Consider the following 13,738-nt stretch of genomic DNA (forward strand, 5'->3'; position numbering starts at 1 on the left):
ATATTTATGGTCTATAATTTATCAAACTCCGCACTCAAGCGATCTGTGATCTCGTCTATCGAGCCTTCACCATCAACACCGTAATATTTGTCTTGAGCTTGATAATAGTTTTTGAGTGGTGCGGTCTGTTTGTAATATACCTTGATGCGATCGCGTATGACCGTCTCATTGGCATCATCAGGACGACCACTACTCTTGCCACGTTCCAACAGACGCTGGACCAAGATCTCGTCATCCACTTCCAAAGCTACCATTCCACTCACTTGCGTATCCTTGCTCTCCAACAACTCGTCTAGCGCTTTTGCCTGTGCATCTGTTCTAGGGAAACCATCAAAAATAAACCCGGCCGCATTTGGATGCTTTTCCACCTCTGCATTGAGCATTTTAATAGTCACTTCATCAGGCACCAGATTGCCTTTATCCATAAAGGATTTAGCAAGTGTTCCCAGCTCTGTGGCATTTTTGATATTGTATCTAAAAACGTCGCCGGTAGAGATATGCACCAGTCCGTATTTTTCCTTCAAGCGCTCGGCCTGTGTTCCTTTTCCTGCTCCTGGAGGTCCAAAAAGTACGATGTTTTTCATTGGTTTGGTCTGTACGTATAATTCGGGCAGGTTGCGCCCTAGGTTATTATAATCCATGCCGTATCCCACGACAAATTTGTTCTCAATATTCTGTCCCACATAGTCTATTTTCAAATCCCGGTTGTAAACCTCTGGCTTGAGGAACAAGGTAGCTATGTAAAGAGCAGCAGGATTGTGGATTTTCAGCTTTCGCGAAAGCGCCTCTACCGTCAATCCACTATCCACAATATCTTCCACGATAACCACCACGCGATCTGTCAAATCAATATCCAGTTCCATATCCAGCCTGATCTCGCCGGTCGATGCGGTTCCAGAATAACTACTGGTGCGCAAAAAACCTATCTCGCAGTCGCCCTTGAACTTGCGGGTCAAATCTGCCAGGACCATGTAACTACCATTAAGAATCCCTAGAAAAACAGGCGTTTTATCCTTTAAATCCCTGTTGATTTGGTAAGCAAGATTCTCTACGGCACTATCGATCTCATGAAAGCTTAGGAACGGCTTGAAATATAGATCATGAAGTTGGATCACTGTGGTAATTTTCTGCAAAGATAATGATTTGACCGCACGAGACTTTTTGAAGCCAGCAGTATTTGTAAGCACCTTGAACTCTCTATTATGATCGTATTTAAAAGTTTTAAGGGCGTTGCCTGCGGCCGTGCTTTGCGTTACAATCTTTTTGATAGTCGTTGCATATGATGCACGACTATAAAAAAGGATTTTCACTACAATCACTAACGCAAGGTTAGCTCGTCAAGAAATGTAGTTTAAATCCAAGTGGGAACTTGTATTTTTATCCCATGGAACAAACACTTTTCTCTTCAGATTTTAGACTTGGAATTCTTGGTGGTGGACAGCTGGGCAAGATGATGTTATACACCACGCGCAAATGGGACATCCAGACCTACGTGATGGATAAAGACGATACCGCACCTGCGTTTGAGGGTTGTTCCGTTTTTTTTGAAGGAGACATCATGGATTATGAAGCCGTGATGGAATTAGGCCGTCAAGTAGATGTGCTTACCATAGAAATCGAAAACGTCAACGTCCAGGCGCTACAAGATCTGGAAGATGAAGGCATCGCCGTGTCGCCCAGTGCTAAGGTGCTCAATTTGATACGCAACAAGGCGACGCAAAAAAAGTTCTACCAAGAAAACAGTTTGCCTACCGCGCCTTTTGAAGCGATGGATCAACCCGACGTAAATACTTCAAGAGAGTTCCCTTTTATCTGGAAGAGTGCAGAAGGTGGTTATGATGGTAAAGGCGTTAAAGTCATCAGATCTGCAGCAGACCTTAAAGAGCTTCCAGCTGCGGAATGCATCTATGAAGACATGGTGGATTTTGATATGGAACTTGCCGTGATTGTCGCTCGCAATGCTAAAGGCGAGATGAAAACCTACCCAGTAGTCGAGATGGAATTTCATCCAGAGGCCAACCAGGTGGAATATGTGATTTGCCCAGCTAGAATCCCTGAAGAGGTTTCTAAAAAAGCCAGAGATCTTGCTTTAAAAGTTTCTGAAGCTTTTGATCATGTGGGGCTACTTGCAGTCGAAATGTTCCTCACTAAAAGCGGCGACATTCTGGTAAACGAAGTCGCTCCTAGGCCGCATAACAGTGGACACTACTCTATTGAAGGTGCAGTGACTGATCAATTTGAGCAACAGGTGCGTTGTGTTCTGAATTTACCTCTAGGTTCAACTGACACTGTGCTACCTGCCGTTATGGTCAACCTTGTAGGCGCTGAAGGTCATACAGGAAATGTCGTTTATGACGGTATTGAGGAAATTCTCGCCATGGATGGCGTAACACCACATATTTACGGGAAGAAGCAGACGCGACCTTTTAGAAAAATGGGCCATGTCACAATCGTGGCAAAAGAGATTGAAAAAGCCCGTGAGCTGGCAGAGGTTGTGAAAGGGAAGATTAAGGTTGTTGCTCTTGCTGGTTAAGAGTTAAGAAAAAATAACAGCTCTATTGCTGTCAAAAAATCACTTTCTTGAATTCTTTGAGTATTATTTTATGCTGCTCAATCTTTTAAGTTCATCTTTCAATTTTAATCCATGCCTAGATAAATAAACGCTTAAAGTTTCAGCAAAACCCATATTGCGGCGGCGCTGCCCTACACTTTCTGGATCAACTAATTTATATAGTTTCCCATTTTGCATTTGAGTTCCATAAATTTGAGGTTGATCATTTAACAATAAAAAGCGATCTTGGAGCAACGCAAGAAAGTCTCTTGGAATGCTGCAGTTATTTACCAAATCTTTGAAATCATTGTAGTAAAAAGCAATCCACTCGGGATCTGAATGTTGAAGCACTACAAATATTCCTAGATATCCTCTAAAATCTCTAAGTTGTCCACTTTTAGGAAAACCGCATTTTTCAATAATTGACACAAGATTTTGTAGATTTTCGTGGTCAACAGTTTCCATATTACCTACACCCTCATTTCTCACTTTTTGATCCTTGTAATAAATATTTAAAAAGTCATCATTCAAATTTTTGCAAGAAACTTGTCTCAAGTTAAACTTTGAAATCGGATCAGGATAAAGGTTAACTAAACTATCAATAAGCTTATCGTATCTATCAATATTCTCAAAAGTAAATTCGCCTGTCTTTTGTTTTTCGACTTTCTCTTCTATTTTTAAATGATCTTTACTGTCCATTTGATTTGAGACAGGGTAGTCATCTTTACAACTGTAAAAAAGAAAGAATAAAATCAAGCAAAAAGTAACACGTAAAGCCTTCATAATTTTAGAAATATTTTAAAGCCCTACGCTCTTTTGTGTATCATAAATTAGTTGGTCGTAACTCTCGAAAAGCTCTTTTATTTACGGCGTACTACTACTTACCTCCAACGTCTTCCCATTATAAAATTTATTCCCAGTTAGCGCAAAATCCATGATGTATTGGGCCATTTCTTTGGGTTGCAGTGGTGCTTCATAACCTGGGAAAGCCTCTGCAAGCATTTCGGTTTGTACGGCGCCTAGGGCAAGTGTATTGAATGACGGACCGTTTTCTTTAAATTCTTCAGCAAGAAGTTCGAAAAGTGTGATTACGGCAGCTTTTGCACTGGAGTATGCTGCAAGTCCAGGGAATTTTGCACTACCTTGGATGCCACCCATCGAGCTGATCGCGACTACGTGCGATTCAGCATTCATTAATGGTAACAAAGATTGCGTTAATAGGGAAACACCAAACACATTGACTTCATAACAGTTAAGAAAATCTGCTTTCGTCAAATCTGTGAATGGTTTGTTCACGAGCATTCCAGCGTTATGTATCAAGATATCGACACTATCAAACTGCTTCTGGATTTCAGTTACAGCTTCGGTAACACTGGACTCACTTGCAAGGTCACAATGAATGGCAGTGATTTTATCGTTTTGCAGCTGATTGATGGAATCTCGCTTTCGCGAAAGCGCCATTACCTGATCACCATTACCTGCAAAAAGTTGTGCCAGCTCAAATCCTATACCACGGCTGGTGCCGGTAATCACTATGTTTTTACTCATTTGTCATTGCTTTCAATTTCAAACCTTGCTCGTTTGCCATAAAAAATATCCCAGGAAAAGTGGCGTCTACGACTTGCGACATGTGCTGTGCATTGACGCCTGTGATGTCGTCACCAACTTTATGATATTCGTTGAAATTGGTAAAATCAAAGGTACTCAACGTCTGAGACGGCACTTTAAACACTTCATAGAACGCATAATTGTCGGATCTTACAAAAAGATTCATTTGGGCTGCCGCAGGAAGTTTTGCCGTTACGGTTCGGGTTTCATTTTCCTTATTGAAGATATCGCCCATGTTTGAGGTGTCGTAACCTGTTAGATAAGCGATGTAATCCTTTCCAACCATAGGAGTTCCCGTCATTTCAAAGTTGATCATCGCGACCACATTCTCACCATTAGCCTTCATTTGTTTAGCTAGCTCGCGAGAGCCTACTAGGCCTTTTTCCTCAGCAGAGAACAATGCGAAAACCACCTTGCGACGATTAAAGTCCAGCTTTTTAAACATTTCTGCCACCGCCAAAACGCTCGCTGTTCCCGTAGCGTTATCATTAGCACCATTTGCGATGCTATCACCGGCAACGGCTTGTATAATTCCTATATGGTCATAATGTGCACCTATAACGATGGTTTCTTTCATCAATTCCTTGTCAGAGCCATTAAGCACAGCCACCACATTGTTACCAGTTGCTTTATCGGTTTGAAATGGATGCATATAGGAATCTCCATAAGGCTCAATCCCTAATGATTCAAGACGTTCCTTGAGATAAGTGGCTGCCAGTTCAATGCCTTCACTACCCGTATCGCGTCCTTGAAGCTCATCACTTGATAAATATTGTACATCTATGGCGATTTGCGTAGGGTTACTCGATGGCAATTTTACACGTTGCTTTTTACTGGTCGACGTTTCCGTAGACAGTTGATCGATACGATTAGAGGTTCCACAGGCGACTAAAGTTGCTGCCAATAGGATAAAAATCATTTTTTTCATGGAAAATATTTATTTGATAAAAATAAGGAATTGTAGACCGAATGCATGTCTAGACTGACAAAGTCCAGAAAAGAAAAACGCTGGTCATAAATGCCCAGCGTTTTAATTCTATTATCTATACAAAACCTATACGTACATGACGATAGGGTTCTCAATATAAGATTTGAATGTTTGCAAGAATGCTGCTCCTGTAGCACCATCTACGGTTCTATGATCACAAGCTAGCGTGATCTTCATCACGTTGCCTATAACGATCTGACCATCCTTGACCACTGGTTTTTGAACAATGGCGCCTACGGACATTATCGCACTGTTGGGCTGATTGATGATCGAGGTAAACTCTGTAATACCAAACATTCCCAAATTAGAAATAGTGAACGTACTTCCTTCCATTTCTTTAGGTTGTAGCTTCTTGTCACGTGCCTTGCCGGCCAGTTCTCTCACTTTACCACCTATTTGCTGCATACTCATTTGGTCTGCAAAAGGTAATACCGGTACTAGCAAACCGTCATCAACGGCTACGGCAACACCTATGTGAATGTGCTTGGCCACTTTTGTAGCAGCGTCAGTCCAAGAGGTGTTTACTTTAGGGTGTTTACGCAACGCCATAGCTGCAGCTTTAATCACCATATCGTTGAAGCTAATCTTAGTATCTGGCAACTCATTGATCGCCTTGCGACTTGCAATGGCGTTATCCATATCTAGATCTAGACCTAAATAGTAATGTGGTGCCGTGAATTTAGATTGTCCCAAACGCTTGGCGATCGTCTTGCGCATTTGTGAGTTAGGAACTTCTTCCCATTCTTCCTGACCTACAGGCTGATAGTCTTGTGCTGCTGCAGAACCTGCAGAGGACGCACTAGGCTTGTAGTTTTCAATATCTTTTTTGGTTACACGACCATTCTCTCCAGTTCCCTTCACAGAACCTAGGTCGATACCTTTATCTGCCGCCATTTTCTTGGCAAGTGGTGATGCAAAAATGCGACCGCCATCGTTACTTTGAGTTGTAGACTCTTTTGAACTTTCCTTAGGTCCCGAATAATCTGGAACCGACTGCTGTTTCTTGTCTGCAGTTGGTTCTGATTTTGATTCCTTTTTAGGTTCTTCCTTTTTAGGCTCCTCTTTCTTGGTCTCTTTTTTGGCTCCACCTGAAGATCCACCTTTCAAATCAATTCCAGAAACATCAGTTCCTTCTGGGCCTATGATGGCTAACAAAGAATCTACCGCAGCAGTTTCCCCTTCTTGAATACCAATCTTTAATAAAGTACCCTTATAAAAGGATTCGAACTCCATGGTAGCTTTATCGGTCTCAATCTCAGCAAGGATATCGCCTTCTGCCACCTCATCACCTTCTTTTTTGAGCCATGATGCAACTGTACCTTCTTCCATGGTGTCACTCAATCGTGGCATGGTAATGATCTCTACACCTTCTGGAAGATCGTCACTATCTGCATCGTCAGAGCTGTCTTCATTGCTGGATTCTTCTTCATCTTGAGAATCGGCCTCAGATTCATTTGAATCCGACTCTTCATCATCATCTTCTTTATCTTCTTCTTTGGACTCCTTCTTTCCAGCATCTGCTGATCCGTCCAATAAATCAGAAATATCCTCACCTTCTTCACCTAGAATACAAAGTAATTGATCCACAGGTGCAGTTTCACCTTCTTGAACTCCTATGTGAAGCAAGGTTCCATTATAGAACGATTCAAACTCCATTGTGGCCTTATCGGTCTCAATTTCTGCAAGAATGTCTCCTTCTTCTACTTTATCTCCTACTTTTTTCAACCACGTTGCTACCACACCTTCTTCCATGGTGTCGCTCAAGCGTGGCATATTGATTACTTCTGCCATTGATTATAATTTTGAAGGTAAAAATGGATAGTCTTCCTGTTCATAAACAGCGTCATACATCAAGCTTTTCTCTGGGAATGGAGACTCTTCTGCAAACTTCTCACATTCAGAAACTTTTGCCTTGACACGCTTATCGATTGCTTTGATCTCGTCCTCCTTGACGTTGTGCTCTTTCATCAATCGATCCTTGACCTGTGTGATCGGGTCAATTTTTTGATATTCTGCAACCTCATCCTTAGTACGATATTTTTGAGCATCACTCATGGAGTGACCTCTATAACGATAAGTTTTAAGCTCCAAAAATGTTGGTCCACCGCCAGATCGTGCGCGCTCGATAGCTTCATGCATAGCCTCGGCTACTTTCTCAGGATCCATGGCATCCACTGGACCACATGGCATCTCGTATCCTAAACCTAGCTTCCAAATATCAGTATGGTTGGCAGTTCTTGCGACACTGGTTCCCATGGCATAACCGTTGTTTTCCACACAGAATACTACGGGAAGATTCCATAACATGGCAAGGTTGAATGTCTCGTGAAGAGATCCTTGTCTTGCAGCACCATCCCCAAAAAAGGTCAAGGTTACCGCATCACGATCGTGATATTTATCACCAAAAGCGATACCAGCACCTAGCGGGATTTGCCCACCAACGATACCGTGACCACCATAAAAATTAAACTCTTTTGAAAATATGTGCATGGAACCACCTAGACCTTGCGATGTACCGGTAGCTTTTCCATAAAGTTCTGCCATGACACGCTTGGGATCTACGCCCATTCCTATAGGCTGCACGTGGTTGCGGTATGCTGTAATCATTTTATCCTTGCCCAGTTCCATTGCGTGCAATGCACCTGCAAGAATCGCTTCCTGACCGTTGTAAAGATGCAGGAATCCGCGTACTTTTTGCTGGATATACACCTGCGCCAGTTTGTCCTCAAACTTTCTCCAGAACAACATGTCCTCGTACCAGTTCAGTAAGACTTCTTTAGTTACTTTTTTCATGTAAGGTATTGGTTTTTATTTCGCTTTCGCGAAAGCGAACTAAACATCATCCATCTGGACAACCAGTTCTATCTTTTCTCAAAGGAAAACAAAAATAACTGAAAAAAGAATAAGGGAAAACCAATTGAACGGTTAAATCCCGCGGAATTATTTAAAGATAATTACGGTCAAAAATGAGCGGCAACAAATCGGCCAGCGAGTTGGATCTTGCGACGGTGCCAGAGGCTCCCATGAAGAAAATCTCAATAGGCTGTTGCTGTCTGGACTCATACTCTGCAATGGACTGACGGCAGGCACCACAAGGCGGCACTGGTTTTGCAAAGCTGTCATCTACAGGGCTCGCGGTAATGGCCATTCTCGTGATCGACACTCCTGGATAGTTTGCACCGGCTGCAAATATGGCTACACGCTCTGCACACAATCCTGATGGATAGGCTGCATTTTCCTGATTATTACCTTTGATGATCTCGCCGTTTTCCAACAATAACGAACATCCTACCGTGAATTTGGAATATGGCGCATAGGCATTGGACCTTGCTTCAATAGCTTGCTCCATAAGCTTTTGTGCCTCTGGATCCAGCTCCTTCAAGTCATCGTAAACATCGATGACTGTATTTATGGTGATTTGTTTGATAGTCTAGTATTCTAGGTACTCATCCCCAAAGTTGAAGGTCAACCCAAATCTTAGGGTTCCTTCAAGCGGTGATCTTACACGACTGGTTGAGAATAAGTAGGATAAATCTACATTGATTTCTGAAAACTTAAAGCCAGCTCCCAAGGAAAGGTATTTACGACCGCCTTTTTCATCTGCCTCATTAAAGTAACCTGTTCTTAAAGAGAAGCTATCGTCATAGGTATATTCTGCACCTAGAGCCCAGGTAACTTCTTTCAACTCTTCAGAAAAGCCGCCTGGAGCATCTCCAAAGGATTGGAAAATGCCACTAAAAAAACTCACATCGTCATCTTGACCTTCAATAATTTCATTAGGCGTGCCGTTCATGTTCTCGTCACCATCTTCTCTAATAGGTGGAGTTGGAACCAAAAGTTTATTAAACTCTGCGGTAACTCCTATTTTACTAAAACCATCGTTGAGATAGAAGTCAACGCCACCGCCTAATCCTAGGTTAGTAGGTAGAAAATCTTCTCTACCGCCTACATCGTAGGATATCTTTGGACCGATGTTGGAAATATTAAATCCACCACGATATCTTCCATACATATCGCCTATAGCCACTTCTTCACTTTGATAATAACCAGAAATTCCAACACTAAAACTACTTGCCGCGCTTGCATCTTGATCAGTGGCCTGGAATCTCAAATCACTGCGTAAAAAACGACCGGTCACCGCCATGGAAAACTGGTCTGATAATTTGAGTGAGTAAGAACCATCAAGTATAAATTCATTTGGATTTTCTTCAAATCCAGTTTCTCCGTCCTCAGTAATAAAAATAGTTCCCAAACCAAAATACCTCAAACTAGCCGCAAAAGCACTTTGCTCATTGATACGGTTAGCATAAGCTAATTGACCGATTCCTATATCGTTTACCAACTGTCCCAGGTAAGGCGTGTAAGCCACTCCTACAGCCTGCTCTCGAGTCATGAAGGAATATTTAGCAGGATTCCATTGTTGGCTCCAAGCATCTGGGCTTGTAGCAACACCCATATCTGCCATACCAGCTGATCTAGGATCGCCTGCAATTCTCAAGAAAGGTAGTGCTGTTGTAACTACCCTAGAATCCTGAGTTCTGACTTGAGCTTTTAACGTCAAAAGACCTGCAAAAAACATTATGACTACTAAAAACTGTAAAAAAACTCTTTTCATGAAGTTGGTTTAATATCCGTAAATATATGGTAATGATACTTTATAGAATGACGAGTTTCTCGATTTTACTCGCAGTCTCATTGGATAACGTGCTTTTTACGGTAATCTTATAAATGTAAACACCTTTTCCTAAACGTTGCCCAAAATCATCCACGCCATCCCAAGTAATTTCTCTGGAAGTAAATCCAGATGTGGTTACCGATCGATTTTGAGTCCAAACAATTTTTCCTGTAACCGTCATCACTTGCACTTGAACTTCTAAAGGTTCAAAAGGTCGATTATGATTAAACCAGAACTCTGTGTAAGTCGTGAATGGATTAGGGTAATTGAGCACTCTAGTCAACTCGATACCTTCACCGCTAGCCACAACAAATTGAATTTCTTGAGTGGAGCTATTATTATAGGTATCCCAAGCTTTAACCGTCAAGGTGTGTAAACCTGGAGCAATACCTCTCAATGGAAAATACACCTTTCCAGATGTAAAGTCGTCTACATCTGCCTCATAATAATCGTTGAGAACAAATGGATTTGTCTTATCGCCGTCTATGATCCCTATGATATCGTGTCCTATACCGCTGGCCGTATTGATCCCACTTACATCATTTAAAAAAGCTAAAATAAAAGGATTTTCATCTGTAATACCGCCCGAAACAAAGTTGCGGTCGTTCATGAATAGTTCTATTTCTGGACCCAAATCATCCTGCGGTGCATTTTCATTAATTCCACCTATACGAACATCTTCAGAAAATCCATTTTGATCTTCAGGTAGGTTGGCTCGTTTAGCGTAAAAGGAAATTCGTCCATTTCCTAAAGGAATCTGTGTATCGCGAGGCATCACAAAATCCACACTAAACAAACCATTTTCTACGGTGGCTTGCCCTCTAAAAAGCACTTCACCTTGCTGTCTAAAATCAATTTGCTCCAGGGTTCCACCTATGACAACGCCATCGTTTCCTAAGGTAGTTCGCTCAATCTCTTTATCAAAAACGGTAATACTTACTTCACCGTTATAATCATTGATTAGGTTGCCTGAAATCGTTCTGACCTCACCAACAAGGTTAACACGATCCAATGCTCGAAGCGGCGCACTGGAACTAACAGGTTGTCCGTTGACTTGGGTTAAAACTACTCTAGGTGTAGGAAAAGCTAACTTTAATGCTGGATCACCTATAAATGCCACCACTCTTCTGGTCCCGTTATTAGCTAACGATGGATCTGTTTTGGCAAGACGCAAGGCTTCTGCCATAGAAATAGGCTCGACATTCTCAAACCCAAAAAGATATTCATCCAGTGTATCATTTAAGGTGACACCAGTAGATATAAAAATCAATCTATTCGTGGCAACAATAGCGATGGCACCACCATTAGGATTCAAATAGGTGCGTTCTCCACCACTTACCCGTTGCGGATTATCATATCTGGTAAACTCACAAGTTACTGCTATGAATAACGGTAAAGTGGTAGGGTTTCTAAGCTGCTCTGCCAAGGTTTGAGTAATTACAAACTCCTGGGCAAGTCCATCTTCATTACCATGTCCAAAATAATTGATCACTAGCGATCCTTGTTCAAAGGCATTTTTGATATCGTCCACTGCTTCTGGATATCGTGGACCTCCAGCTGTATTGATTTGTTCATAGCTGTCCAGTAATATTTTACGAACGTTATAATCAGGCCTATTACTAAAAATATCGTCACCCAGCTGATTGACACTTTTTTGCAGGATGGCATCACCAGCTTCATCTACATCATCTCCTATTAAGGTAACATTATTACGCCATCTGTCAAATGCAGGAATTGAGGTGTAGCTTTCAATTTTATCTACCATTTCTCTGGCTTCTTGTACCGTACTTACAATCATACGCCCTACGGCAAGGTCCATTAGATTATTGGTCGCCACCGTACCTTCCTGCGGATCCATATAGGTGAAGAAATCATCAGTTACGTAAGAACTGGTTAGGGAGGTACTATTTGCAGAAAGAAAAGACGGAACAATATTGTCTTCTACAGGAATGCGATCTTTATAATCATAACTAGCATCACCAAACATGTTCAAGTATTGAACTCTCCTGGAAGGATCTGATGCATTATCATAGACGTATTTAACAAAATTCCGGATGGCGCTGATGTCTTGTTTGCCTTCAGAAAACTCATTATAAATTTGATCCAGCAGCACCACCTTTGCATTGAGGTTGCTTTCTCTAATGTGATAATTAGCCAGTCGGTGCGCCTGGCTTTGCAGGAATGGTCGTGTGATGATTAAATAATCAATATCCCTAAAACTTCCAGAAACATCATTAAAAATCGTTCCTTTCAGGTTTTGATTGGGCACTCTAGAATCTCTTAATGAAACTGGCGCATAAAGATCAGATCTGTCGACGGCTATAAATTTTCTAGCCGTTCCTAATGAACTGGTAAATGAGAAATCACTTAAACCATCTGTATTCTCAATCTTGGTAATGTTGAATCTATCGGTTATTTCCCAAACTTCACTTATCTCTGAGGCATTGCTCAACTGATACCTACCTAAACCGCTTGCAGTTGCCGCCTCAGGCACCGTAAAGCTAAATTGCTCTCCAGTTCCCGTCAATGACTCAAAAGCATCAATCCTGATATAATCCAGATAGCCTTGGGATGCAGGAATGCCACCATTGTCATAAGCCAGATTCACAGACACGTTCCCGTTGGAAAGAGTCACATTAGGATCGACTAACAAAGCCCTGCGAGCAACCGAATTGTTATCACCTGCCAAACCAGTAAAAGTAGAAGTACCCAGTGCTTGTCCATTAATCGTGTAAGTCATTCTAGTGCCTACATCGCTTATAGCAGCAGTAGCGATACGTACCGTCGCTGGACGGCTAGTAATAAGGTTATCAAATTCAAACTCAAAAGTCTGTTCTGGCTCAATCGAAAAACGTTCTCCATACCATATGCGTCCTATGAGCCCTATATTGCGTTCATCCACCTCATGAAATTTGGTTGATTGGTAATAATCATAGGTCACTGCAGGTGTACCACCAGCATTGATTTGAGGTAAAATACGTTTGCCATCACCACCACTGGCAGTGATGTAATAGATAGAATCGTCAGTGTAAGGGTTGATGAAGCTGTCATTCTCCGCCACATATTCTGTGTCGGTCGCAATACCATAAAATAGAATCTCATCTCCATTATCAAAACTACCATCTTCTGCGCCAGTGACGGTTATCGCAACCTGAGCAGGATCATAATATAAATTCTCCTGATTGATTAGCGGCATGGACGTACCACCTTGTCCGTAAATCTTAAGTTTTCTAGGATCTATTCTGGAAACATCCATTCCCAAGTTTTCCAAAAAACCGCGAGTAATGCGATGCGCACCTGTTTTTTCCACTTTGAATTTATACCAGTCACCACTGGCAAGGGCAGAGTTGGTAAAGCTGCTGTTTTTGGCAACCGCTTCCGGTGGAGCCGTCTTGTAACTCACCGTAAAAGAATTGATCCTGCGATACGTATTTCCTGATCTATATATAGGGTTCATTTGAATGTGAACGTAATTACGCTTTCGCGAAAGCGCATTATTCAACATCATTTCTGCACTGGTAGGAATCTGTGATCGGTCGAGATCCAGCAACTCAGAATTAGAGATAGGTTGAGAGTCAATATTGGAAAAAACTGCCGATAATGGATCAATTTTACCGTTCGTCGATAAAAGCAGTGAAAAATTTAACTTTTCAGATTCATAGACAAATCCGTTCTCAAAATACGGCAAATCAATGCGTTGATCACCTATTTGTAAAGCGGTACTGCCATTCCATTCCAGATTGATCGTTTGCTGCTGGGCAGCGCCCATCGCAGTAATAATAAGGAATACGAGAATGGATAAGTGCTTCATTAAGGAATAAACGTTAGGCTCGTAGAGATATTATCCCGCCGATTTTAAAAAAAATGGAATGGAATAAAATAAAGAGGGTTATGGAACGTTTTTTATTTTTTAACA

10 protein-coding genes are annotated in these 13,738 nt (G+C 41.7%); 1 reads left to right on the forward strand and 9 read right to left on the reverse strand.

Annotation, left to right across the window (positions count from 1 at the left end; genetic code table 11):
- Positions 1-11: 11 nt before the first annotated feature.
- Positions 12-1,115: an adenylate kinase gene (locus AAU57_RS14755; protein WP_082438649.1), complete on the reverse strand. Its 1,104-nt coding sequence runs from the start codon at positions 1,113-1,115 to the stop codon at positions 12-14.
- A 269-nt stretch (positions 1,116-1,384) separates the two neighbouring features.
- On the opposite strand from AAU57_RS14755, the gene purK reads away from it, so the two are divergent.
- A complete protein-coding gene (gene purK / locus AAU57_RS00070) occupies positions 1,385-2,533 on the forward strand; it encodes a 5-(carboxyamino)imidazole ribonucleotide synthase (protein ID WP_055410974.1) in 1,149 nt (382 codons plus the stop codon).
- Between the two features lie 63 nt (positions 2,534-2,596).
- Here the strand turns inward: purK and AAU57_RS00075 are convergent, their stop codons facing one another.
- From AAU57_RS00075 to porU, 8 genes are all read right to left on the reverse strand, one after another.
- Positions 2,597-3,250, reverse strand: a complete 654-nt coding sequence (locus tag AAU57_RS00075; protein WP_055410975.1) for a hypothetical protein — start codon at positions 3,248-3,250, stop codon at positions 2,597-2,599.
- Between the two features lie 165 nt (positions 3,251-3,415).
- The gene (locus AAU57_RS00080; protein ID WP_055410976.1) at positions 3,416-4,099 is read right to left on the reverse strand and encodes an SDR family NAD(P)-dependent oxidoreductase; all 684 of its coding nucleotides are present in this window, start codon (positions 4,097-4,099) and stop codon (positions 3,416-3,418) included.
- The gene (locus AAU57_RS00085) at positions 4,092-5,087 is read right to left on the reverse strand and encodes a M20/M25/M40 family metallo-hydrolase (RefSeq protein ID WP_055410977.1); all 996 of its coding nucleotides are present in this window, start codon (positions 5,085-5,087) and stop codon (positions 4,092-4,094) included. Before AAU57_RS00085 ends, AAU57_RS00080 begins: the two co-directional genes overlap by 8 nt.
- Before the next feature lie 126 nt (positions 5,088-5,213).
- Positions 5,214-6,938 carry a pyruvate dehydrogenase complex dihydrolipoamide acetyltransferase gene (locus tag AAU57_RS00090; protein ID WP_055410978.1) on the reverse strand — a complete coding sequence of 575 codons (1,725 nt, stop codon included), beginning with the start codon at positions 6,936-6,938 and terminating at the stop codon, positions 5,214-5,216.
- A 3-nt stretch (positions 6,939-6,941) separates the two neighbouring features.
- Positions 6,942-7,940 (reverse strand): pyruvate dehydrogenase (acetyl-transferring) E1 component subunit alpha, encoded by a 999-nt coding sequence (pdhA, locus tag AAU57_RS00095; RefSeq protein WP_055410979.1) that lies wholly within the window; start codon positions 7,938-7,940, stop codon positions 6,942-6,944.
- A 151-nt stretch (positions 7,941-8,091) separates the two neighbouring features.
- Complete coding sequence (cdd, locus tag AAU57_RS00100) at positions 8,092-8,574, reverse strand: cytidine deaminase (protein ID WP_055410980.1); 483 nt, start codon at positions 8,572-8,574, stop codon at positions 8,092-8,094.
- Between the two features lie 3 nt (positions 8,575-8,577).
- The gene (gene porV / locus AAU57_RS00105) at positions 8,578-9,762 is read right to left on the reverse strand and encodes a type IX secretion system outer membrane channel protein PorV (RefSeq protein ID WP_055410981.1); all 1,185 of its coding nucleotides are present in this window, start codon (positions 9,760-9,762) and stop codon (positions 8,578-8,580) included.
- A gap of 40 nt (positions 9,763-9,802) precedes the next feature.
- Positions 9,803-13,633 (reverse strand): type IX secretion system sortase PorU, encoded by a 3,831-nt coding sequence (gene porU / locus AAU57_RS00110; RefSeq protein WP_156339964.1) that lies wholly within the window; start codon positions 13,631-13,633, stop codon positions 9,803-9,805.
- Between the last annotated feature and the right edge of the window lie 105 nt (positions 13,634-13,738).

This window comes from Nonlabens sp. YIK11, from assembly GCF_001413925.1.
Lineage (GTDB): Bacteria > Bacteroidota > Bacteroidia > Flavobacteriales > Flavobacteriaceae > Nonlabens.